Source organism: Streptomyces sp. NPDC059957, assembly GCF_042730015.1.
Classification (GTDB): Bacteria; Actinomycetota; Actinomycetes; order Streptomycetales; family Streptomycetaceae; genus Streptomyces.
Map to the genome: position 1 here is coordinate 33,784 of NZ_JBHWMB010000009.1, position 21,469 is coordinate 55,252.

The 21,469-nt window shown below is 73.2% G+C and carries 21 protein-coding genes; 7 read left to right on the top strand and 14 right to left on the bottom strand.

What is annotated here, in order from left to right:
• Positions 1-17: 17 nt before the first annotated feature.
• Both ACFWBW_RS08540 and ACFWBW_RS08545 read right to left on the bottom strand, forming a co-directional pair.
• A complete protein-coding gene (locus ACFWBW_RS08540; RefSeq protein ID WP_385369852.1) occupies positions 18-680 on the bottom strand; it encodes a lysoplasmalogenase in 663 nt (220 codons plus the stop codon).
• Between the two features lie 59 nt (positions 681-739).
• Positions 740-1,672, bottom strand: coding sequence for a sterol desaturase family protein (locus ACFWBW_RS08545; RefSeq protein ID WP_385369676.1), 933 nt, complete (start codon positions 1,670-1,672; stop codon positions 740-742).
• Between the two features lie 127 nt (positions 1,673-1,799).
• Here ACFWBW_RS08545 and ACFWBW_RS08550 point away from each other — a divergent pair, with 127 nt between their 5' ends.
• The gene (locus tag ACFWBW_RS08550; protein ID WP_385369678.1) at positions 1,800-4,907 is read left to right on the top strand and encodes an NACHT domain-containing protein; all 3,108 of its coding nucleotides are present in this window, start codon (positions 1,800-1,802) and stop codon (positions 4,905-4,907) included.
• Positions 4,908-4,990: 83 nt separating this feature from the next.
• Here the strand turns inward: ACFWBW_RS08550 and ACFWBW_RS08555 are convergent, their stop codons facing one another.
• From ACFWBW_RS08555 to ACFWBW_RS08570, 4 genes are read right to left on the bottom strand one after another with little or no spacing between them, the layout of a single operon-like run.
• The gene (locus ACFWBW_RS08555; RefSeq protein WP_385369680.1) at positions 4,991-6,232 is read right to left on the bottom strand and encodes an amidohydrolase family protein; all 1,242 of its coding nucleotides are present in this window, start codon (positions 6,230-6,232) and stop codon (positions 4,991-4,993) included.
• Positions 6,229-7,515 (bottom strand): amidohydrolase family protein, encoded by a 1,287-nt coding sequence (locus ACFWBW_RS08560; RefSeq protein WP_385369682.1) that lies wholly within the window; start codon positions 7,513-7,515, stop codon positions 6,229-6,231. The genes ACFWBW_RS08555 and ACFWBW_RS08560 overlap by 4 nt, the downstream gene beginning before the upstream one ends.
• A gap of 12 nt (positions 7,516-7,527) precedes the next feature.
• A complete protein-coding gene (locus ACFWBW_RS08565; RefSeq protein ID WP_385369684.1) occupies positions 7,528-8,412 on the bottom strand; it encodes an SDR family NAD(P)-dependent oxidoreductase in 885 nt (294 codons plus the stop codon).
• A complete protein-coding gene (locus ACFWBW_RS08570; protein WP_385369686.1) occupies positions 8,412-9,209 on the bottom strand; it encodes an acetoacetate decarboxylase family protein in 798 nt (265 codons plus the stop codon). The genes ACFWBW_RS08565 and ACFWBW_RS08570 overlap by 1 nt, the downstream gene beginning before the upstream one ends.
• 141 nt (positions 9,210-9,350) lie before the next feature.
• Between ACFWBW_RS08570 and ACFWBW_RS08575 the strand changes: the two genes are divergently transcribed.
• The 6 genes from ACFWBW_RS08575 (at position 9,351) to ACFWBW_RS08600 (ending at position 15,835) form a co-directional block, all read left to right on the top strand.
• The gene (locus tag ACFWBW_RS08575) at positions 9,351-9,977 is read left to right on the top strand and encodes a TetR/AcrR family transcriptional regulator (protein WP_385369688.1); all 627 of its coding nucleotides are present in this window, start codon (positions 9,351-9,353) and stop codon (positions 9,975-9,977) included.
• Positions 9,978-10,126: 149 nt separating this feature from the next.
• Complete coding sequence (locus ACFWBW_RS08580) at positions 10,127-12,781, top strand: MXAN_6230/SCO0854 family RING domain-containing protein (protein ID WP_385369690.1); 2,655 nt, start codon at positions 10,127-10,129, stop codon at positions 12,779-12,781.
• 49 nt (positions 12,782-12,830) lie between these two features.
• Complete coding sequence (locus ACFWBW_RS08585; protein WP_385369692.1) at positions 12,831-13,805, top strand: DEDDh family exonuclease; 975 nt, start codon at positions 12,831-12,833, stop codon at positions 13,803-13,805.
• Positions 13,806-13,939: 134 nt separating this feature from the next.
• Positions 13,940-14,173: a hypothetical protein gene (locus ACFWBW_RS08590; RefSeq protein ID WP_112453882.1), complete on the top strand. Its 234-nt coding sequence runs from the start codon at positions 13,940-13,942 to the stop codon at positions 14,171-14,173.
• A gap of 98 nt (positions 14,174-14,271) precedes the next feature.
• Positions 14,272-15,069 carry an SURF1 family protein gene (locus ACFWBW_RS08595; protein WP_385369694.1) on the top strand — a complete coding sequence of 266 codons (798 nt, stop codon included), beginning with the start codon at positions 14,272-14,274 and terminating at the stop codon, positions 15,067-15,069.
• Between the two features lie 10 nt (positions 15,070-15,079).
• A complete protein-coding gene (locus ACFWBW_RS08600) occupies positions 15,080-15,835 on the top strand; it encodes an SDR family oxidoreductase (protein ID WP_385369696.1) in 756 nt (251 codons plus the stop codon).
• Positions 15,836-15,856: 21 nt separating this feature from the next.
• On the opposite strand, the gene ACFWBW_RS08605 is transcribed toward ACFWBW_RS08600, so the two are convergent.
• The 8 genes from ACFWBW_RS08605 to ACFWBW_RS08640 all read right to left on the bottom strand — a co-directional run bounded on the left by ACFWBW_RS08605 (position 15,857) and on the right by ACFWBW_RS08640 (position 21,413).
• Positions 15,857-16,399 (bottom strand): alkaline shock response membrane anchor protein AmaP, encoded by a 543-nt coding sequence (locus ACFWBW_RS08605; protein ID WP_385369854.1) that lies wholly within the window; start codon positions 16,397-16,399, stop codon positions 15,857-15,859.
• 2 nt (positions 16,400-16,401) lie between these two features.
• Positions 16,402-16,932, bottom strand: coding sequence for a DUF6286 domain-containing protein (locus ACFWBW_RS08610; protein ID WP_385369698.1), 531 nt, complete (start codon positions 16,930-16,932; stop codon positions 16,402-16,404).
• Positions 16,929-17,291, bottom strand: coding sequence for a hypothetical protein (locus ACFWBW_RS08615; RefSeq protein ID WP_385369700.1), 363 nt, complete (start codon positions 17,289-17,291; stop codon positions 16,929-16,931). Before ACFWBW_RS08615 ends, ACFWBW_RS08610 begins: the two co-directional genes overlap by 4 nt.
• Positions 17,288-17,530 carry a hypothetical protein gene (locus ACFWBW_RS08620; RefSeq protein ID WP_385369702.1) on the bottom strand — a complete coding sequence of 81 codons (243 nt, stop codon included), beginning with the start codon at positions 17,528-17,530 and terminating at the stop codon, positions 17,288-17,290. The genes ACFWBW_RS08615 and ACFWBW_RS08620 overlap by 4 nt, the downstream gene beginning before the upstream one ends.
• A gap of 10 nt (positions 17,531-17,540) precedes the next feature.
• Complete coding sequence (locus ACFWBW_RS08625; protein WP_385369704.1) at positions 17,541-17,978, bottom strand: Asp23/Gls24 family envelope stress response protein; 438 nt, start codon at positions 17,976-17,978, stop codon at positions 17,541-17,543.
• A gap of 311 nt (positions 17,979-18,289) precedes the next feature.
• Positions 18,290-19,069 (bottom strand): enoyl-CoA hydratase/isomerase family protein, encoded by a 780-nt coding sequence (locus ACFWBW_RS08630; protein WP_385369706.1) that lies wholly within the window; start codon positions 19,067-19,069, stop codon positions 18,290-18,292.
• 170 nt (positions 19,070-19,239) lie between these two features.
• On the bottom strand, positions 19,240-19,461 hold the full coding sequence (locus ACFWBW_RS08635) for a helix-turn-helix domain-containing protein (protein WP_204357858.1): 222 nt from the start codon (positions 19,459-19,461) through the stop codon (positions 19,240-19,242).
• Positions 19,462-19,814: 353 nt separating this feature from the next.
• The gene (locus tag ACFWBW_RS08640; RefSeq protein WP_385369708.1) at positions 19,815-21,413 is read right to left on the bottom strand and encodes an ABC-F family ATP-binding cassette domain-containing protein; all 1,599 of its coding nucleotides are present in this window, start codon (positions 21,411-21,413) and stop codon (positions 19,815-19,817) included.
• Between the last annotated feature and the right edge of the window lie 56 nt (positions 21,414-21,469).

Genomic DNA, 21,469 nt, shown 5'->3' on the forward strand with positions numbered 1-21,469 from the left:
GTGGTGCAGTCCTCCGGTTAGGAAGTGGTTGAGCCCTGTAGGGCCTCCCTACCGTACGCCCGCTCCGGCGCGAGTGCTCCCGTGGCCAGCAGGTACTGGGCCGCCACGTAGGTGGCCATGACCCAGAAGTCCGCGCGGGGCAGCTGGGGCCACTCGGCGACCCCGGTGGCGATGAGCGTGTCGGAGAGCAGGAACAGCGCCCCGCCGAGCCCGGCCCTGCGCCCCAGCGCGCTGGAACGGTAGGCCATGGCGGTGAGCAGCAGGCTGTACCCGGCGACCGGGATCCGCAGTTCCGCGGGCAGGTCGCTCCAGAGCAGGGTGACGGTGGACAGCAGCGCGGCGGCGTACGCGGCCCCGAGCAGGGGGCCGGTCCGGCGGCGGCCGAACAGCACGAGGTAGCAGACGTGCCCGGCGGCGAAGGAGCCCATGCCGATCAGGAAGGCGAGGTCTGCGTCGAAGAGCAGGGCCAGGTCGCCGCCCCAGCCGAACAGCAGGGCCGCGACCAGCAGCCGGGGGGCGCGCAGGGTGATGACGTAGGCGACGAGCAGCGGCATCAGCAGCGGCTTGGCGATGAAGTGCCCGGTGTGCCAGCCCGCCAGCAGGGATCCGAGGTCCAGGGCGGTGGCTGCGGCGAAGGCCACGAGCAGCGCCCTGGTGGCGAAGCCGGAGCCCGGGGGGATGACGGGGCGCGCCCAGGCCGGCGTACGGGACCCCGCGCGCTCGGTGGATCCGGTGGCGCTCACGCGGCGTGCTCCGGGGCGGGAGCGGGCGCCTGGCCCGGGGCGGTCCGCGCGGTCTGCTCGGCCTGAGGCGCCTGCACCGTCTGCGCGGGCTGCACCGCCTGCGCGGGCTGCCAGCCGGGGCCGCGGAACACGCGTCCGGCGCGCTCGCGCCAGGTGGTGGCCCCGCGTACGTCCCGGGCGATGGAGGCGTACTCGTGGGTGGCGACGCGCAGCGGGTTGTAGGTGCCGATGTTCTTGGTGAGGCCGAAGACGGGCTTGTCGGTCTCACCGACCCAGGAGCCGAACATCCGGTCCCAGACGATCAGGATGCCGCCGAAGTTGCGGTCCAGGTAGCCGCCTTGGGAGGCGTGGTGGACGCGGTGGTGGGAGGGGGAGTTGAAGACGTACTCGATCGGCCGGGGCAGTTTGTCGATGCGCTCGGTGTGGATCCAGAACTGGTAGACGAGGTTGACCGAGTAGCAGAAGGCGATGGCGGCCGGGTGCACGCCCAGCGCGATCATCGGGAGGTAGAAGGGCCACGAGGTGGCGCTGGTCCAGGGCTGGCGCAGGGCGGTGGTGAGGTTGAACTTGCGGCTGCTGTGGTGGACGACGTGGCAGGCCCACAGGATCCGGATGACGTGGTGGCCGCGGTGCTGCCAGTAGTAGAGGAAGTCCTGGGCGAGCAGCATCAGCGGGATGGTCCACCACAGGACGGGGACGCGCAGCGGTGTGAGTTCGTAGACCGCGGTGTAGATCGCGACGATCGGGATCTTCCAGAGGAAGTCGAAGCCCAGGCTGCCGATCCCCATGCCGAGGCTGGTGACGGCGTCCTTGGTCTCGTACCCGGCGGCGTCCTCGTCGGGATGGATGCGGTAGCTCACGAGCTCGATCACGGTGAGCAGGACGAAGGCGGGTATGGACCACAGCACGACATCGGGCAGGTTCGGCATGTCCGCACCATAGAGGCGTGTTCGGGGGCTCGGCTAGAGGTTGTTACCGATCGGTATCCATCGGTGTTACCGACGGTTCACGAGATGCTTCCGGGTGAGGGTGTCCGGGCAAGGGGAGGGCATGGGGATGACGGACTCAGGGGCGGGTTTCGAGGCTGCGGTCTTAAGGACCGCCGAGGCGGTGGCGCTGGCCCTGGCGAGGTCACGGCCGGGACCGGCGCGCCGGCTCCGGCCGGCGAAACCGGGCGATCCCGCGGTACGGCGCCTCGCGCACGAGCTGGCGGGCCGGCTGACCGGGGCGCTCGCCGGGCCCGCGGGTCTCGGAGGTCTCGCGGGGCCCGCAGGTCCCGCGGAACTCGCCGAGGCCGACCGGCTGGCGGCGGTGACCGCCGTCGGCGAGGCCTTCGCCGCGCTGGGGCCGAGGGAGGCCCGGGCCCTCTTCTCGGCGGACACCGGCCCGGAGCTCGCGGACGGTCCCCCGGCGGACGCCTCCCTGAGCCGTGCCGCGGCGGCCGCCTACCGGCAGCTGTTCGCCCTGTGCCGCGCGGCGGGCGGGAGCGGGACGCAGGACCTGGCGGGCGGGAGCGCGGGCGCGGGAAGTGCAAGCGCGGCCGGCGAGGGAGCGGCCGGCGGGGGCGAGGCCGGCGGGAGCGAGGGCGCGGCCGACCGGGCGGCACGGTTCGAGGAGGAGTACGCGCACCACGTGGCCCGGGCCCAGGCGCGGGTCCAGCTGTTCGGGCTGACCTTCAGCCAGGACCGCCAGGACTGGCCCCTGGACCTCGCCTACATCAGCCTCGCCGTCAGCGGCGCACAGCTCCTGGAGGAGCCCGGCCCGCAGACCCCGGTCAAGGCCGAGGTGGCCCTGAACGCCGCGGAGCGGGTCCTGCTGCGCGGCCCGGCCGGCTCGGGCAAGAGCACCCTCGTCCAGTGGCTGGCCCTGAACGCCGCCCGCAGCAGCTTCGGCCCCCAGCTGCGCGACTGGAACACCCTGGTCCCCTTCGTCCTGCCGCTGCGCTCCTTCAACTCCCCCGCCGGGCTCCCGCGGCCCGGCGACTGGCTGACCGCGACCGGGGTCCCCCTGACGGCCCCGGAAGGCTGGGTCGAGCAGCTCCTGGCCGCCGGGCGGGCGCTGGTGCTGGTCGACGGGGTCGACGAGGTGCCGCCGCACCTGCGCAGCCGGACCGAGTCCTGGCTCCGGGAGCTGCTCACCGCGTACCCGGCGGCGCGTTTCGTGGTCACCACCCGCCCCTCGGCCGTGCCGGAGGACTGGCTCACCGCCCAGGGCTTCTCCTCGCCGGCCCTGCTGCCGATGGAACGCGACGACGTCGGCGCCTTCATCACGCACTGGCACGACTCCGCCCGCGCGGAAGCCGACGGCGAGGGCGCCGGCCGGGAGCGCGAGCTGCTCGACCGGTATGAGAAGGCGCTCCTGCAAGCCGTCGCCACCCGCCGGGACCTGGGCCGGCTCGCGACGAACCCCCTGATGTGCGCCCTGCTCTGCGCCCTGAACCGGGACCGCCGGATGCACCTGCCCCGGGCCCGCAAGGAGCTCTACGACGCGGCGCTGGACATGCTGCTGATCCGCCGCGACAGCGAGCGGGACATCTCCGGGGTCGAGGGCGTCTACCTCAGCCGGGACGAGCAGACCCTGCTGCTCCAGCGGCTCGCGTACTGGCTGATCCGCAACGGGCAGGTGGAGGCCTCCGCCGAGGAGGCGGTCAGGATGATCGCCGAATCGCTCGACGCCATGCCGCAGGTGAAGGCGCAGGGCAGCGCGCAGACGGTGTTCCGGCACCTGCTGATCCGCAGCGGACTGCTCCGGGAGCCCGTACCGGGCTCGGTGCTGTTCGTCCACCGCACCTTCCAGGACTACCTCGGCGCCAAGGCGGCCGTGGAGGCACGGGACTTCGGCGTCCTGGTCCGCAACGCCCACGAGGACACCTGGGACAACGTGGTCCGGATGGCCGTGGGGCACGCCCGCCCCGACGAACGCGCTTCACTGCTCAGGCAGTTGCTGCACCGCGCCGACCAGGTCGAAGCCGACCGAAGCCGCCTGGTGCTGCTCGCGGCCGCCTGTCTGGAGCACGCGCCGGAGCTGGACCCGGAGGTCTGGCGCGAGGTGGAGGCCCGTACGGCCCGGCTGCTGCCGCCGCGCTCCCCGAGCCAGGCCGGGGAGCTGGCCAAGGCGGGCGAGCTGGTCCTGGAGCTGCTGCCGGAGCCGGCCGGGCTCACCGAGGACGAGGCCGCCGCGACGATCCGTACCGCGGCGCTGGTCGGCGGCGACCGGGCCCTCCAGGTGATCGCGGGCTTCCGGACCGACGACCGCTACGAGGTGGGCCGCGAACTGTCCGACGCCTGGGGGCGGTTCCCCGTGGACGCCTACGTGGACACGGTGCTCGCGGACGCCCCCATGCGCGCGGCCCACCTGCACGTGCGCACCGCCGGACAGCTGCGGGCCCTGGACCGGCTCCCGCACGTCCACCGGCTGCACGTCACCTGGGACGGGCCGGTGCCGCGGGAGATCTCCGCGCGGCGGGACCTGGAGTCGCTGATCCTGCACCGCAACGCGCGCCTCGCCGACCTGTCCCCGCTGGCCGGGCGGACGGAGCTGCGGCACCTGGGCGTACTGGACTGCCCGAAGGTCACCGGCATCGAGGTGGTCGGCGAACTGCGCGCGGACAGCCTCGCCTTCGGCTACCTGCGGGACGACCTCTCGCTCGCCCCGCTGGCGGGCGCGGCCGGCCTGCGCTCGCTGGTCATCGGCTTCGAGCCGGAGCAACGGCGGATCGGGGACGTCCCCGCCGCGGACTCGCTGACCGCGCTGCACCTGTGGCAGGGCGCCCGCCGGATGACCCTCGACGGGATCGAGCGGTGGCCGCGGGTGGAGAAGCTGACGGTCGCCGGCAGCGGCCAGTACCGGCAGCTGGTGCGCTCGCTGCCGCTGAGGGGGCTGACCGCCCTGCAGATCCGGCACGCCGCGCCCGTATCGGCCGGGGCGCTCCTGCCGTACGAGCGCCTCGGCCGGCTGGTGCTGATCCGGTGCGCGCTGGAGGGCGGTCTGGAGGCGCTGCGCGATCTCCCGGCGCTGCGCCGGCTGGTGCTGAGCGAATGCCTCGGGACCGTGGACCTGTCGCCGCTCGCTCCCCTGGAGGAGCTGGTGATCGAGCTGCGCCGGGGCACGCACGTCACGGGGGCGGAGCTGATCCCGCCGGAGCGGCTCGTCCGCAGGGACTGAGCCGCACCGGCGGGACCGCCCGTGGCGCCGGCGGCCGCCGGGTCAGGCGGCCGCGTGGCTACGGGGCGTCCGCGCGCTCCCCGTCACCAGACCCGGACCGAGCCCCCGCGGGCGAAGGCCGGGCTGGTGGCGCCCGCCGGGACCTCCGTCAGGGGCTGCGCGACCTCCGAGACGAGGGGGCCGTGCTTGGCGGCCACCGCGTCGAGGAGGGCGAGGTCGAAGCCGTACACCCGGGCGGCGTTGCCGCCGACCATGGCGGCGACCTCCTCGCGGGGCAGGCCCGCGTAGGCGATGCGCAGGCCCTCGCGGGAGTAGGGCGTGGTGCCCTCGTCATGGGGGTAGTCGCTGCCCCACATGATCTTGTCGAGGCCGATCCGGTCCCGCAGCGGGACCTCGTGGGGGCGCATGAAGCTCGCTCCCACGAAGCAGTTGTCCCGCCAGACCTCGCTCGGCCCCTTGCCCATGGACTCGGCCAGGCCCGCCCCGAACTTGGCCTCGGCGGTGGACGAGGCCGCGACCAGGCGGCCGTGGTAGTAGTCCAGCATCTCGATGACGCCCGGGATCCAGCCGGAGCCCTGCTCCGTCAGGACCAGCTTCAGCCCTGGGTTGCGGCGGAAGGCGCCGCCGAAGACGAGGTGCCACAGGGCCCGGTGGGAGAACCAGGTGGTCTCCACCATGAAGACGGCCCGCGCCGCCGGCTCGTCGCCCAGGGGCGGCGAGGCGGAGCCGCCGTGGTGGTTGACCGGGACGTCCAGCTCGTCGCAGACGGCCCAGATCGGGTCGTAGACCTGCGAGTAGAGCTCGGGGACGGTGGAGCCGGGCGGGACGCCGGGCAGCAGGATGCCGCCCGTCAGGCCCGCGTTGCGGGTACGGCGGATCTCCGCGACCGCCGCGTCCACGTCGTTCAGCAGGATCTGGACCACGCCCGCCCGGCGGCCCGGCGCGTCCGCGCAGAAGTCCGCCAGCCACCGGTTGTGGGCCTGGAGCCCGGCCCAGCGCATCTCGTACTCGGCCGCCGTCGGGGGCTGGGCCATCAGCGAGGCCTTGGGGAAGAACGGCGGGATGGTGTTCGGGAAGAGCACCTCCGCGACGATCCCGTCGGCCTCCAGCTCCGCCAGCCGGCGCTGGGAGTTCCAGTTCCGGTCGGCCGTGTCCGCGAGGAGGTCCTCGTACGGGTTCACGTAGCCGGCGGCCCAGGCGTCGAACTCCTCGTGGTACCGCTTCTCCAGGTACGGCTTGTAGTCCAGCAGGTCGGCGCCCGCGTGGCAGTCGGCGGAGATGACCGTGTAGCGGTCCTCCGGGGTGGCCGGTGTCCGGGAGCTCACTCGTTCACCCCCAGCACCGGGAAGTCGTTGTCGGTCAGCCAGTGCCGGCCCACGTCGCGCGAGCGCGACCAGGAGGCTTCGACGGCCGACTGGTCCGCGCTCTGGCCGAGCTCGGCGGGGGTGGGGCCGATGCGTCGGGCGATGGGCGCCAGCTTCTCGGTGTCGAAGCCGAAGACGTCCGCCGCGGCCAGGCCCAGCATCCGGCGGGTCTCCTCGACGGGGATGTCGTGGAAGGTGTTCTTCAGCCAGTTCCGGGTGTTCGGCCAGGTCCCCTCGGGGTGCGGGAAGTCCGAGCCCCACAGGATGTTGTCCACGCCGATCTCGTAGCGCTGGGCCAGCTCGCGCCGCTTGGTGTTGGTGGCGCAGATGAACACCTGCCGGTCCAGGTACTCGCTCGGCGGCCGCTTCAGTTCCTCGAAGGGCGAGAGCTTCTTGCCGCCGTGCGCGCCGAGGTAGAGCCGGTCCATGAACCAGAGCTGGTTGGGCAGCCACCAGCAGCCCGACTCGGCGACGCCGAACTTCAGCCCCGGGTGCCGCTCGAAGACCCCGGACCAGAGCAGGAACCACAGCGGGCGGGCCGGCCACCAGGTGACCTCGGAGACGAAGATGCCCAGGTGGTCCCCGTACTCGTGGCGCGGCGAGGAGCCCGAGTGGGTGACGATCGGCATCTGCGTCTCGGCCGCCGCCGCCCACACCGGGTCGTAACGCCGGTCGTGGTACGGGGCCTTGTCCACCCACATGGCCGGGATCATCAGGGCGCCGAGCCCGGACGCCTTGGCCCGGTATATCTCGGCGACGACCTTGTCCGGTTCCCCGGTGATGGGCAGCAGGGCGACCCCGCAGTGCCGCTCGGGGTTCTCCGAGACGAACTCGGCCAGCCAGCGGTTGTGCGCCTGTGCTCCGGCCATGCCGAGCTCGGGGTCCTGGTCGCCGGAGAGGCCGAGGCCCACCCCGAAGGGGGCGGCGGTCTGGCTGTCCACGGCGTCGGCGTCGGGGAAGACGACTTCGGCGGCCACGCCGTCGCCGTCGAGTTCCTTCAGCCGCTGGGTGACGTCCCAGCCGCCCTTCAGGCCTTCCTCGTGGTCGTGGAACCACTTCTCGGCGAAGGCCTCGTTGCGCACGCCCAGCTTGGTGGCCTCGGCGCGGCGGGCGTCGCGTTCGCCGAGGAACTGGTCGAACTGCGGGTGGAAGGCGCTGTCGAGGTAGGGGCGGTACTGCTCGGTCGGCAGCCCCGCGTGGCAGTCGGAGGAGATGATCAGGTACGGGTCTTCGTACGCACTCACGATTGAGGCTCCTCAGTCGAGGATGAAGCTTTCCAGGTAGGCGGGGTTGGCGCGGTCGAGCATCGACTGCGACCGGGCGCGGATCTGCCGGTCGCTGTGCTCGCTGTCGGGCAGCATCCAGAAGCGGTCGGCGCGGATGCCCTCCACGACGTGGTCCGCGACGTCCTCGACCGGGGTGAAGTTCACCTCCTGGCCTGCCTGCTTCATGGCGGCTTCGTACTGGTCGAGGCTGCGGTACGGGGACTTGCGCGGGCGCTCCTTGGCGTACCGGTCGGGCCGGTTGCGGTGCGACTCCCACAGGCCGGTGCGCAGCATGTGCGGTCCGGGGAAGAGCACGGAGGCGCCGATGGCCGCGCCCTCCGCCTTGAGGTGGGCGTAGAGCGACTCGGTCATGGTGACCACGGCCGCCTTGGTGACCGCGTACACGGAGGCGGTGGGCAGCGGGGCGATGCCGCCGTCGCCGGAGGAGGTGTTGACGATGTGGCCGGGGCCGCCGCCCGCGATCATGCGGGGGACGAAGGCCTGGATGCCGTGGAAGACTCCCCAGACGTTGACGGAGAAGGCCCATTTCCAGTCGTTGGGCTCGTGCTCCCACATGCGGCCCTCGGCGCCGGAACCGACGCCCGCGTTGTTGCAGAGGACGTGGACCGCACCGAAGGTCTCGTACGCCGCGTCGGCCAGCGAGATCACGGAGTCCCGGTCGCTGACGTCGACGATCTTGGCGAGCACCTCGGCGCCGTCGGCGGCGAGTTCGTCGGCCGCCTTGCGCAGGGCGCCCTCCTCCACGTCGGCGAGGACCACCTTCAGCCCCTCGGCGGCGAAGCGGCGGGCCATTGCGAGGCCGATGCCGCTCGCGGCTCCGGTGACCACGGCCACCTGTCCCGGTTCGAGTCGCATCAGACGCTCCCCTCGGGCGGTCCGTCGAGGATCTGCATCGGGTCGTCGTAGCGCTGGTGGATGTACGGGAGCAGGGCCTGGGCGCTGACCCGCTCGACGACCTTGCCCCGCTGGTCGGTGGTCTTCTCGCCGATGGTGATCTCGACGAGACGGCGTACGGGGAGGTCCGCGATGGGGTCGAACATCGACTCCCGGAGCACCACGTCGCCGGTGATGTGCTCCAGCTTGCGGACCTTCTCGTTGCGGGTGCAGTGCACCAGCACCGGATCGGCGTCGAAGCCCGAACCGTCCACCGCGGGGAGGAACTTGAAGTAGAAGTCGGTCTTCACGGTGGGCTCGGGCAGCGGCAGCTCGCGGTCCACCGCCCCGCGCACCTCGACGAAGGCGATCCCGTGCCGGGCGAGGGAGGCCCGGACGACCAGGCCCTCGCGCTCGACGGTGATCTCGCCGAGCTTCTTCGGCTCGCCGAAGACCTCGCGGCCTCCGATCAGGGCACGCTCCATGCTCATCGGCATGACCAGCGGGTACCAGCCCTCGACCCCGCCGTGCTGGGCGGCGACGGCCACCGAGCCGGCGCCGAGCGGGTAGCCGGGCAGGTCCACCTTGCTGATGTTGGCCCGCACCAGGGGCCGCTCCGCGGGCTTCAGCGGCGGCGGGAGGACCGCCGCCACCACGTCCGGGTCGGTCTCCCAGACGGCCACCACACCGGTGGACCAGATGTCGGGGAGCTTGGAACCTTTTTCGCGCGCGGCGGCGATCTCTGCCTCGGTGCGCGCTCCGTACCGTACGCGTGCCATCTATCGCACCATCCTTCGTCCAGGACTCGGTCGGTTCTGACGCAGCTGGTTCTGTAACACAGTTACACCGCCACCGATGAAGGGTAAAGACCCTTGCACGTAACCGATCTGACGGATCGACAGAAAGTTGGGACGGACACGATGGCCAGAACCACGCTGACCCGCGCGGAGGTACTGGACGCCGCCGCGTCCCTGGTCAAGCAGCACGGCCCGGCCGCCCTCACCATGCGCAAGCTCGCCGCCGAGCTGGGCACCGCCGTGACCTCCATCTACTGGCACGTCGGCAACCGCGAATCGCTGCTCGACGCCCTCGTGGAGCGGACCGTGGAGGAGGTGGGCGCCATCCGGCCGGCCGGCCGCACCCCCGGCGACCGCATCCTCTCGGTCGCCCGGATCCTGCGCCGCGAGCTGCGCGAGCGCCCGCACCTGATCGCGATGGTCCACGAGCGCGGCCTCACCGACCGGATGTTCCTGCCCGCCCAACAGGCACTGGTCCACGAGGTGCACGCGGCCGGCCTGCGCGGGACCCGGGCCGCGGACGCGGTGCGCGCGATCCAGTTCCAGATCATCGGCTTCGTCCTGGTCGAGCGCAATCGCGAACGCTCCCCCGCCCAGTCCCCCGCCGAGAGCGAGCTCTGGGACCCGGCCGACGCCCCGCACGACCCGCCCCTGGCCCGCGCGCTGGCCCGGCCGGTGGATCCGGAGAGGCTGTTCCTGCTGTCCCTGAGGGCCCTGGTGAAGGCCCTGCTGGCGCCACCGGCCGGGTAACCGGCTTGCCGCCGCGCGGCCGCCCGTGATGGGATCTGCTCCACGGGGGCGGCTCCCCGGCGCGCATCCTCTCCCTTTCACGGAAAGTCCGCGCGCCCTCTCTCCGCCCCCGTTTTTCGTTCGCGGAGGGAAACGAGGGAAACCAGGCCGTGCCCGTCACCCGATCCGCCGAAGAGCTCATGCTGCGCCGGCTCCGGACCGTCTACGTCGACCGGCCGTCGGCCGCCGCCTCGCCCGGCACCGAGGGGGTCCGCCCGCTGGAGGGCGAACTCCTGGAACGCGGCCACACCCTGAGCCGGGAGCTGTACGCCGCCCTGGCCGTCCTCGCGCCGACCGACCTCGCCGAGGAGCGCTCGCGCCTGCTGGCGCTGGCCGACGGGCTCGCGGGCGACGGCCCGGGACCCCGGCCCGCCTTCCGCCGCTTCCCCTTCTCCATCCCGCACGACACCGAGCGCTGGTACACCGACCGCGTCCTCACCCTGCTGCGCCGGGACCCCGCCCGGCCGTGCTCCCTCTGCGCGGGTACCCGCCCGGTGCGTCCCCTCGCCCCGTGCGCCCATCTCGTCTGCGACTCCTGCTGGGACGGCTCCCGCCGGGACGGCGCCGACCACACCGACACCGGCTGTCCCGTCTGCCGGCGCCCCGTCGACCCGGCCGCGCCCTTCCTCTCGCTCGCCTCCCCCGCTTCCCCCGCTACCCCCGCTACGGAGCACCGCGCGGCCGACAGCGACGGAGCCGGGATCCCGCCCGGCCCGCTCCGGCTGCTGCGGCTCGGCACCGACCCCGCGGCCGACGCCGCCCGGGTGCTGGCCCCACTGCTCGCCCGGCCGGCCCCGCTGTCCCCCGAGGACCACGCCGACCTGCCCCTGCTGCTCCGGCTGGCCCCGGCCGACCACGACTGGCTGCCCGTACGGATCCCCGTACCGCAGACGCGGGCGCTGATCCTGGCCCGCCTGCTGACCGGCACCGCCCCGCAGGCCGCCGTACTGCCGCTGCTGGCCGGGCGGTTGACCAGCGCCACCGACGTGCTGCGGCTCCTCGCCGCGCTGTCCGGCGGGGATCCGGGGCTGCTCGCGCCGCCGCCGTCCGGGTTCCGCTCCCCCTCCCGGCCGCTGCGCCGCGCACTGCTCGGCGTACTCGACGCGCTGCCCGCCCCCGGCCTCGTCGAGGAACTGCTGCGGTATCCGACGGCCTGGAAGCGGGCCGCCGAGACCCTGCACCCCTTCGAGCAGTACACCCGCCGCCCCCGGGCCGCCCTGGCCTTCGCCGTGTTGCGGGGCACCGTGCTGTCCGGAGCCATGGGCGCGGCCCTGCGGGAAGGCGCCGCCGCCCATCCGGACGCCGTACGCGTCGAGGGCGACCGGCTCCGGCCCGCGACCTGGGCCGGGCGGCTGGAACAGGCCCTGGCAGGGGCGGACCCCGGGGCCGCCGCCGTGGTGGCCGGGGAACGCCCCGACGAGCTCGTCCTGCGCCTCGACCACCTGCTGCGCCTGCACACCGGCGACTGCCTGGCCCCCGAGGCGGCCCGGGAGCTGGCCCGCGCTCTCCCCGCCGTCGGCGCGGGCCCGCTGCTGGCCGCGCTCGGGGCCCTGCGCGGGCGCGCCTCGGACCGGACCGGTTCGCGGCGCGTGTTCTTCCCCAAGGGCCCGGCCGGCCATGTCCGCTCCGTGCCGGAGGCGCGCCCGCCGCTTCCGGGCCCGCTCGTCACGGCGGCACTGGCCCTGCTGGAGGCGGAGGTGCTGCGCCGGTTCGCCCTCGCCGAGGGGGAACCGTACGAGCTGGCCGTCCTGGACTCCGGCCTCGCGGAACTTCCCGTGCCCTGCGGCGGGTCCGCGGTCGCGGTGCCCCGGGGCAGTGTCCTGGCGCTGCCCGGGGGCGGGACGCTGCGACTGTTCCTGCACTGGAGCGAGGCCCGGGACCAGGTGGCGCTCCTGAACCTGGCGGTGGCCTTCTTCGACGCCGACTGGCAGTTCACCGGCCTGTGCGACCGCGACCGCCCGGGGTACGGGGCGTCCGGGGCCGGGGCCGTGCACGACGGCGGCGACGGCTGGGCTCCGGTACCGGGGCGGGACGGGCAGACGGAGTACGTCGACCTGGACCTGGCGGGGCTCGCCGGGCGCGGGGACGCGTACGCGGTGCCGCTGGTGTCCGGCTACAGCGCAGTGCCGTTCGAGGAGCTGGCCCGGGCCTTCACCGGGTTCACGTCCCGGCCTGCGGACGGCCCGCGCACGGCCGTACGGAGCTTCGCCCTGAGCGGCCCCGCGACGCGGGCCCGGGTGCCGGTGGTCGTGGACCTGGCCGCACGGCGGGCGCTGTGGGCGGACCTGCGCCTGCCGCCGTCGGGCGACTTCGAGAGCGCCACCCCGCGCGGAGACCGGGTCGCGGCCGTGGCCTCGGACGCGTGGGCGCACTTCACCTCCGGCACCCGCACCACCCTGTGGGACCTCGCCGTGTGGCGGGCGGCGGCCCGCACCCGCGTGGTGACGGTGATCCGGCGGGCCACCGGGAGTTCGGCGACCGACGAGCTGTGGCTCTACCGGGCCGCGGCCGGCGAGGAGCCGGCCGCCTTCGCCGCGCGGATCGCCGCCCTGGAGCCGCCCGAGGAGCGCCTGCCCCGCGCCGACGCGGACGCGGAGGCCGCCGAACTGGCCGCCGGGAAGCGAGCGTTCCTGGCGCTGACCCACGCGAGCGTGGCACCGGACGGCGGTTCGGGGACGGCCTACCGGCTCTTCCCCGGACCCGCCGAAGTACCCGGGTCCTTCGTCCGGGTGACGGCCGGGGAGCTCGTGGCGGAGCTGGGCTGAAAGGCCGTAGGGCTTCGAGTGTCGGCGCGGGCCGATATCCTCTGTGACCATGCTCGCCGACCGTACGACCGCAGAGACGATGTGGCCGACCGCGTACCCACAGGGGTACGCGGTCGTCGACGTGGAGACCACCGGGCTCGCGCGCGACGACCGGATAATCTCCGCCGCCGTCTACCGGCTCGACGCTCAGGGCAACGTCGAGGACCACTGGTACACGCTGGTCAACCCGCTCCGGGACCCCGGACCCGTGTGGATCCACGGTCTGACCAGCGACATGCTCCAGGACGCGCCGCTCTTCAAGGACATCGCCGAGGAGTTCGCGGACCGGCTCGCCGACCGGGTGCTGGTCGCGCACAACGCGATCTTCGACTGGCAGATGATCGCCCGCGAGTACGCGCGGGCCGAGGCCACCGCCCCGGTGCGCCAGCGCCTGTGCACCATCGCCCTGTCGAAGGAACTGAACCTCCCGCTGCCCAACCACAAGCTGGAGTCGCTCGCCGCGCACTTCGGCGTGGTCCAGCAGCGCGCCCACCACGCGCTCGACGACGCCCGGGTCCTCGCGGAGGCCTTCCGTCCGTCCCTGCACGCGGCCGCGCGGGACAACGTACGGCTGCCGCTGCTGGAATGCCGGCCGCTGACAGAGTGGTCGGACACCCCGGCCGCCCCGCGCGTCGGGTACCAGGCCTCGTACGGTGCGGGCTCGAGCTGGCGCGCCTCGCGCAAGCGGCCGCCGTGCCCGTACCCGAACCCGGGGCGGTGGGCGGACGGCACCCCGCTCAAGCAGGGCATGCGGATCGCGTTCTCCGGCGACACCTCGGTGGACCGGGAGCTGCTGGAGGACCGCGCGGTGGAGGCGGGCCTGCACATCGCGACGAGCCTGTCCCGGCTCACGAGCCTGCTCGTGACGAACGACCCGGACTCCTCGACCTCCAAGACGGTGAAGGCCAAGTCCTTCGGAACACCCGTCGTCGACGAGGCGGCCTTCACCCAGCTGCTGCGGGACGTGGCTCCGGCGCAGGACTGAGCACACGGGACCGACCGGGCGGGATCGGTCGAGGGGATGTCCGGGGGCCGCCCGTTGGGCCGGCCGGGTGCACGCTCCGCGACTCACCCCGGTGGATCTTGTTCCGGCGCTCCGCCCTGCGCAGCATGCCGCGCATGGCACGTTGCGAAGTCTGCGGGAACGATTACGGCATGTCCTTCGAAGTCCACGCACAGGGTGCTGTGCACGTCTTCGACTGCTTCTCCTGCGCCATTCACCGCATGGCGCCCATCTGCGAGCACTGCCGGGTCCAGATCATCGGACAGGGCGTCGAGGTCGAGGGACAGTGGTTCTGCGGCGGGCACTGCGCCCGTGCGGAGGGGAAGGTGGGCATCACCGACCGCGTCTGACTCCCGTCCCCCCGCTCCCCGCATCCTTTTCCTCTCCCACGACCCCGGACGGCCACCCGGCCGCCGGGGTCCTCGCCGCTCGGGGTACCGTCGTGGGCGTGTACCGCTTTGTACTGACCCGGCAGTGGGTGTGTCTCACCCTCATCGGCCTCGTCCTGATCCCCGCGATGATCAAGCTGGGCTTCTGGCAGTTCCACCGCCACGAGCACCGGGTCGCGCAGAACGAGCTGATCGACGCGAACCTGCGGGCGAAGCCGGTCCCCATGACCGAGGTCACCTCCCCCGGCCACGTCGTCCCGCGCGCCGACTACTGGCGTGCCGTGACCGCCACCGGCACCTACGACTCCGCGCACGAGGTCGTCGTGCGCATGCGCACCGACAACGACGACAAGGTCGGCTTCCACGTCCTCACCCCGCTGGTACTGGCCGACGGCCGGGCCGTGCTCGTCAACCGGGGCTGGATCGCGGGCGGCGCCGACCCGCGCGCCTACCCGCCGGTGCCGGCCGCGCCCACCGGCGAGGTCACGGTCACCGGTCGGCTCAAGGCCGACGAGACCAGCGGCGGCAGCGGCATCAAGGACCGCAAGGGCCTGCCGGACCGCCAGGTGATGCTGATCAACAGCGCCCGGCAGGCGCAGTACCTGGGCAGGCCCGTCCTCGGCGGCTACCTGGAACTGACCGCGCCGGTACCGGCCGACGACAAGCCCGAGGTGGTCGCCGAGCCCGACCACGACTCGATCGGGGCGCACATGGCGTACGCCGTGCAGTGGTGGCTGTTCGCCTCCGCGGTGCCGGTGGGCTGGATCGTGCTCGTACGGCGCGAGAAGCGCGACCGCGAGGCCGCGGCCGCCGCCGGGACCGCCGCATCCGAGCGGGAGCCGGTGGCGACCGCGTAGCGTGTCGGGCATGGATCTTGGACTGAAGGACCGTGTCTACGTCGTCACCGGCGCCACCAGGGGCCTCGGCTACGCTTCCGCCCGCGAACTGACCGCCGACGGCGCCAAGGTGGTGCTGACCGGCCGGGACGCGGCGCGCGCCGAGGCCGCGGCCAAGGCGCTGGGCCCGAACGCGGTCGGTGTGGCCGCCGACAACTCCGACCCTGGGGCCGCCTCCCGGCTCGTCGCCGCGGCCCGGGAGCACTTCGGCCGCCTCGACGGCATCCTCATCAGCGTCGGCGGCCCGGCGCCCGGCTCGGCGGCGGACAACACCGACGAGCAGTGGACGGCGGCCTTCGAGTCAGTCTTCCTCGGCGCGGTCCGCCTCGCGCGGGCGGCGGCCGCCGAGCTCTCCGACGGCGGGGTCATCGGCTTCGTCCTGTCGGGCTCGGTGTACGAACCGATCCCCGGACTCACCATCTCCAACGGCCTGCGCCCCGGCCTGGCCGGCTTCGCGAAGTCCCTCTCCGTGGAGCTGGGCCCGCGCGGCATCCGGGTGATCGGCCTGCTGCCCGGCCGCATCGACACCGACCGGGTCCGCGAGCTCGACGCCCTGTCCGGGGACGCGGACCTCGCCCGCTCCGGCAGCGAGTCGCGGATCCCGCTGCGGCGTTACGGCAGCCCCGAGGAATTCGGCCGCTCGGCGGCGTTCCTGCTGTCCCCCGCGGCTTCCTACCTGACCGGCGTCATGCTCCCGGTGGACGGCGGCTCCCGGCACGGCTTCTGAGCCCTCCGCCCCGGCTCCGCCTCATGTCACCCTTCGCGCCCGGCGGGGGGTGACGTGGAGGCGGGCCTCCGCCGGGAGGGCCTCGAGCGCCGCCGACGTGCGGGCCCGGCCCAGCACCGGGCCGGCGAGGGCCGCCAGTACATCGGCCGGCACCGCGTGGGGCTCCAGTTCCAGGGCGACCCGCAGGGCCGGGGCCCCGCGCCGGCCCCGCAGCGTGACCCGGCACCGGGCCACGCCCTCCACGGCCTGCTGGACATCGGCCTCCACGGCCTCCTCCAGCGCCCGCCCGCGCAGCACCGCGAACGCCCCGTCCCCGGTGTCCACGAGCACCTCCGCGAGCCGTGCCCGCCGCAGTTGGGACAGCAGCCACCACAGCGCCAGCAGTACGCAGGCCCCGAGGACGGCGAGCACCACCCACCAGGGCCCCGGCCAGCCCCGCCCGTGCGGTGCCAGCAGGGGTTCGTGGCGGCCCTCGAACGGCCCGGACGCGGTCAGCACCGACGCTCCCGCCGCCAGCAGCACCAGGCCGAGCAGCGCGAGCAGAACCCGGTTCACCGTCCCCAGGGTCACCGGCGGTTCACCCGCACCCTCGGCCGCAGCTCGTGGGCCAGCCCCAGCTCGTCGACGCCGACGGCCAGCACCGCGTCCAGATCGGCCCGTACCTCGTCCAGTTCGCGGAAGTGGGACACGGCCCGGACCCCGATGCGGGACCGGCCCACGCTCACCCGCACCGACCGCACCCCGGACACCTCCATGACCCGGTCGCGCAGCACCTGCGCGGCGGCCTTGCGTTCCAGTCCGCCCCGTACCTCCGGGTGCCCCGAGCTCATCGGGAGGATCCCGCGCAGGCCCGGGGTGAGGGCGTACAGCAGCAGCGCGGCCCCGGCCGCGGCCAGGACCGCGCCGCCGATCAGCACGCCGGGGTCGGCCGGGGTGTGCCGCTCCAGCGCCCGGGAGAGCTCGTCGCGCCAGCGCATCCCCGGGCGGTGGGCCCGTACCGCCGCCAGGTCGTAGAGGAAGAGCCCCGCCACCCCGAGGACGGCGAACGCCCCCACGGCGGCGGGGAGCCGCCGGGGCGAGCGGAAGCGGGCGCTCACCGGACCCGCCGGTCCCGCCCGGCGGCGGGCCGCGCGGAGTGCAGGTGCTCGATGTCCACGTCCACTTCGGGTACGGACATCTCCGCGTACTCCTCGACGCGCAGGGCGACGTGGCGGCGTACGGCCGCGCACTGGGCGGCGAGGTCGCAGGGGTAGGGGAGCTCCAGGACCACCCGTACCCGGGCGATGTCGTGGTGCACGGTGACGGTGGCGTGCGGCGGGGCCGCGTCCGGCGCCGGCCGGGTCAGCGCCTCGCGGGCTGCCTGGGCGGCGATCTTCGCCACGACCCGGTCGGCGATCCGGGTGGCTCCCCGCTCGGCGGCGGGCACCAGGGGCGGGGTGGGGCGGGGCGTGCTCATCGGTCCCGGTCCCGGTCCCGGCCCCGGTCACGGTCGCGGTCGCGGCCACCGTCCCGGTCGCCGGGGCGGCCCCCAGGGCGGAAGAAGTCCCCCGGTTCCAGGTCCCCGTCGAGGAACCGGCCCACGACGAAGCCGATGGCGCCGAGGGCGGCCACCAACAGGAAGGCCCCGAACCCGCCGAAATACCCGGCGAACCCCAGTGCCATACCGGCCACCAGGCCGACGACCGCCATGCTCATGCGGACTCCTCTACTGCAGTCGGGACTCCGGCTCCTCGTCGTCCTCGTCCGGCAGCTTGACGTCGCCGACCGCGATGTTGACCTCCACGACCTCGAGGCCGGTCATCCGCTCCACCGCCGAGACGACGTTCTCACGGACGGCCCGGGCCACGTCCCGGATCGACACGCCGTAATCCACGACGATCTCCAGGTCGAGGGCGGTCTGCACCTCGCCGACCTCCGCCTTCACGCCCCGGCTGACGGTGGACTTGGCCCCGCCGGGGACGCGGTCGCGGACGGCGCCGAAGGTACGGGAGAGGCCGCTGCCGCTGCCCATGGCGTGGACGCCGACCACCTCGCGGGCGGCCAGGCCGGCGATCTTCTCGACCACGCCGTCGGCGATGGTCGTCCTTCCGCGGTCGGCGGGGGGCTTGGCGGTGCTGCCGCCGCCCGGGGCGGATTCGGTCATGGCGGATCCCTTCGCACGATGGGCTCCCGACCACGGTAAGTCGGGACCGCTTCCGCCGCCCGCCCCGACGCGACCGCCCGGGTGGCGGCCCTGCGGGGCGAAGTCCCCTACCCGCCCTTCGCCCGTTCCCCGGGCTGCGCCCGGACCCCTCCTGGGGCTCCGCCCCAGACCCCGGTCCTCAAACGCCGGACGGCTGAAATTGCCCGGCGCGCACCGCGTGCACGTACAGGCTTACGCCAAGCCGAATCCAGCCCCTCCGGCGTTTGAGGAGCGGGGGTCCGGGGGCTGGCCCCCGTGCCGTGGCGGCGCGGCTAGTCGGAGAGGCCGGCCAGGTCCCGGAGGCGGCGGGCCTGGGCCGCGCGTTCCGCGACCCGCTGGTCGTCGTACGACCGGGCACCCGCGCCGCGGAGCAGCGCCTTCGTCTCGATCACCGCGTCCCGCGGCGGAGCCAGCAGCGCGGTGGTGAGGTCCTGGACGGCCGCGTCGAGCTCGCCCGCGGGGACGACCAGGTTGGCGAGGCCGATCCGTTCCGCCTCCTCGGCGTGGACGAAGCGTCCCGTCGCGCAGATTTCGAGCGCGCGGGCATAGCCGACCGCCGAGGTCAGGGGCTGGGTGCCGCCGAGGTCGGGCACCAGGCCCAGCCCGGTCTCGCGCATGGCGAACTGCACGTCGTCCGCGACGACGCGCAGATCGCACGCGAGGGCAAGCTGGAAACCGGCACCGATCGCGTGCCCCTGAACGGCGGCGACGGAGATGATGTCGTTGCGCCGCCACCAGGTGAACGCCTCCTGGTACTCGGCGATGGTGGAGTCGAGCAGTTCCTCCGAACCGCGCGCCAGGTCAAGGAAGGACGGCTCGCCCTCGAAGCCTTCGGGGGTGAACGCCTGCCGGTCGAGCCCTGCGGAGAAGGACTGCCCTTCGCCGCGCAGCACGACGACCCGGACGGTGCCCGGCAACGACCTTCCAGCCTCCGTCAACGCCCGCCAGAGCGCGGGGGATTGAGCGTTTCGCTTGGCCGGATTGGTCAATGTCACCGTGGCGACCGTGTCGTCGACGGTGAGCCGTACGCCGTCCTTGTCGAGCAGAGCCATCTGTGTGCCTCCGGTGTTGTGCCGTCGTTCGGCCGCGATCTCGGCCTAAGTGACTGCACAGTAACCACCCAGTCGGCCATGGAGCCGACCGGGGGTCACCGAAGGACGGTGGAACTGGAACCGTGAAGCTGAATACGGAAGAACCGTTGGAACCACGAGGAACCAAATGGTCAGGCCGTAGCCGCCTTCTTGCCGCGCGTCGCGCCACCGCGACCACGCAGCGTGACTCCGGACTCGCTGAGCATCCGATGGACGAATCCGTAGGACCGGCCAGTTGATTCGGCCAGCGCCCGGATACTCGCACCGGAGTCGTACTGCTTCTTCAGGTCTGCCGCGAGCTTGTCACGCGCGGCGCCGGTTACCCGGCTGCCCTTCTTCAGAGTTTCGGCCACCCGTGCCTCCTCTATGGGAAGTGCGCTCTGGACTTCTCATGATCACCCCTCCCCGGCTTCCTGGCCACCCATTCAGCAAGGTCGGTACGGCGGCATTTCTTCAGCCGTGGACGGCCGAGCAGAACGGAATCTCCTCTTCCGCTGCATGACCTCCGTCACATTTCCGCTCGGCCGGTATGAATCACCAGGTCAGGGGCCGGAACGGGTAAACGGAAGGCCCCGGCCGCATCGGTGAAGATGCGCGGCCGGGGCCGTCGTCGAGCACGGATCGATATGAGACCGTCTCACTCAGATGATGGATCACGCCTGAGCCGAATGATCCATAAGCAAAGGATCACGGAAGCGGAAGCGCCTCAGGCGAGCGACACCAGGTCCCGGTAGTCCGGGCCCCACAGGTCCTCGACGCCGTCCGGGAGCAGGATGATCCGCTCCGGCTCCAGCGCCTCGACCGCGCCCTCGTCGTGGGTGACGAGGATGACGGCGCCCTTGTAGGTGCGCAGGGCGCCCAGGATCTCCTCGCGGCTGGCCGGGTCGAGGTTGTTGGTGGGCTCGTCGAGCAGCAGCACGTTGGCCGAGGAGACGACCAGCGTCGCCAGGGCGAGGCGGGTCTTCTCACCACCGGACAGGACGCCCGCGGGCTTGTCCACGTCGTCGCCGGAGAAGAGGAAGGAGCCGAGCGTCTTGCGCACGGCGACCAGGTCCAGGTCCGGGGCCGAGGAGCGCATGTTCTCCAGGACCGAGCGCTCGGGGTCCAGGGTCTCGTGCTCCTGGGCGTAGTAGCCGAGCTTGAGGCCGTGGCCGGGGACGACCGTGCCGGTGTCGGGCTTCTCGGTGCCCGACAGCAGGCGCAGCAGGGTGGTCTTGCCGGCGCCGTTGAGGCCGAGGATGACCACGCGGGAGCCCTTGTCGATGGCCAGGTCGACGTCGGTGAAGATCTCCAGCGAGCCGTAGGACTTCGACAGGCCCTCGGCGGTCAGCGGGGTCTTGCCGCAGGGCGCCGGGTCCGGGAAGCGCAGCTTGGCGACCTTGTCGGAGACGCGGACGGCGTCCAGGCCCGCGAGCAGCCGGTCGGCGCGCTTGGCCATGTTCTGTGCGGCGACGGTCTTGGTGGCCTTGGCGCGCATCTTGTCGGCCTGCGAGTTCAGGGCCGCGGCCTTCTTCTCGGCGTTCTGGCGCTCGCGCTTGCGACGCTTCTCGTCGGCCTCGCGCTGCTGCTGGTAGAGCTTCCAGCCCATGTTGTAGACGTCGATCTGGGCGCGGTTGGCGTCCAGGTAGAAGACCTTGTTGACGACCGTCTCGACCAGGTCCACGTCGTGGGAGATGACGATGAAGCCGCCGCGGTAGGTCTTCAGGTAGTCGCGCAGCCACACGATCGAGTCGGCGTCGAGGTGGTTGGTCGGCTCGTCGAGGAGGAGGGTGTCGGCGTCCGAGAAGAGGATCCGGGCGAGCTCGACGCGGCGGCGCTGACCACCGGAGAGGGTGTGCAGCGGCTGGCCGAGCACCCGGTCGGGCAGGCCGAGGGCGGCGGAGATGGTCGCGGCCTCGGACTCGGCGGCGTAACCGCCCTTGGTGAGGAACTCGGTCTCCTGGCGCTCGTACTGGCGCATCGCCTTCTCGCGGGTGGCGCCGGAGCCCGAGGAGATGCGCTCCTCGTTCATCCGCATCTTCTTGAGCAGCACGTCGAGTCCGCGGGCGGACAGGATCCGGTCGCTGGCCAGCACGTCGAGGTCGCCGGTGCGCGGGTCCTGCGGGAGGTAGCCGACCTCGCCCGAGCGGGCGATGCTGCCGCCGGCCGGGGTCCCCTCGCCCGCGAGGCACTTGGTGAGGGTGGTCTTGCCGGCTCCGTTGCGGCCGACGAGGCCGATGCGGTCGCCCTTGGCGATACGGAAGGAGGCGTTCTCGATGAGGATGCGGGCGCCGGCGCGCAGCTCGATGCCGGTGGCGGTGATCACGGAAATACTCCAGGGCGGGTCGGGACGGCGGAAGGGGGGCAGGACGCGATGCTTCT

What these genes read in the sequence shown, in the direction of transcription:
- ACFWBW_RS08545 (WP_385369676.1), bottom strand. Translation starts at nt 1,672, where the DNA reads ATGCCGAACCTGCCCGATGTCGTGCTGTGGTCCATACCCGCCTTCGTC.
- ACFWBW_RS08550 (WP_385369678.1), top strand. Translation starts at nt 1,800, where the DNA reads ATGACGGACTCAGGGGCGGGTTTCGAGGCTGCGGTCTTAAGGACCGCC.
- ACFWBW_RS08565 (WP_385369684.1), bottom strand. Translation starts at nt 8,412, where the DNA reads ATGCGACTCGAACCGGGACAGGTGGCCGTGGTCACCGGAGCCGCGAGC.
- ACFWBW_RS08570 (WP_385369686.1), bottom strand. Translation starts at nt 9,209, where the DNA reads ATGGCACGCGTACGGTACGGAGCGCGCACCGAGGCAGAGATCGCCGCC.
- ACFWBW_RS08575 (WP_385369688.1), top strand. Translation starts at nt 9,351, where the DNA reads ATGGCCAGAACCACGCTGACCCGCGCGGAGGTACTGGACGCCGCCGCG.
- ACFWBW_RS08585 (WP_385369692.1), top strand. Translation starts at nt 12,831, where the DNA reads ATGCTCGCCGACCGTACGACCGCAGAGACGATGTGGCCGACCGCGTAC.
- ACFWBW_RS08590 (WP_112453882.1), top strand. Translation starts at nt 13,940, where the DNA reads ATGGCACGTTGCGAAGTCTGCGGGAACGATTACGGCATGTCCTTCGAA.
- ACFWBW_RS08600 (WP_385369696.1), top strand. Translation starts at nt 15,080, where the DNA reads ATGGATCTTGGACTGAAGGACCGTGTCTACGTCGTCACCGGCGCCACC.
- ACFWBW_RS08615 (WP_385369700.1), bottom strand. Translation starts at nt 17,291, where the DNA reads ATGAGCACGCCCCGCCCCACCCCGCCCCTGGTGCCCGCCGCCGAGCGG.
- ACFWBW_RS08620 (WP_385369702.1), bottom strand. Translation starts at nt 17,530, where the DNA reads ATGAGCATGGCGGTCGTCGGCCTGGTGGCCGGTATGGCACTGGGGTTC.
- ACFWBW_RS08625 (WP_385369704.1), bottom strand. Translation starts at nt 17,978, where the DNA reads ATGACCGAATCCGCCCCGGGCGGCGGCAGCACCGCCAAGCCCCCCGCC.
- ACFWBW_RS08630 (WP_385369706.1), bottom strand. Translation starts at nt 19,069, where the DNA reads ATGGCTCTGCTCGACAAGGACGGCGTACGGCTCACCGTCGACGACACG.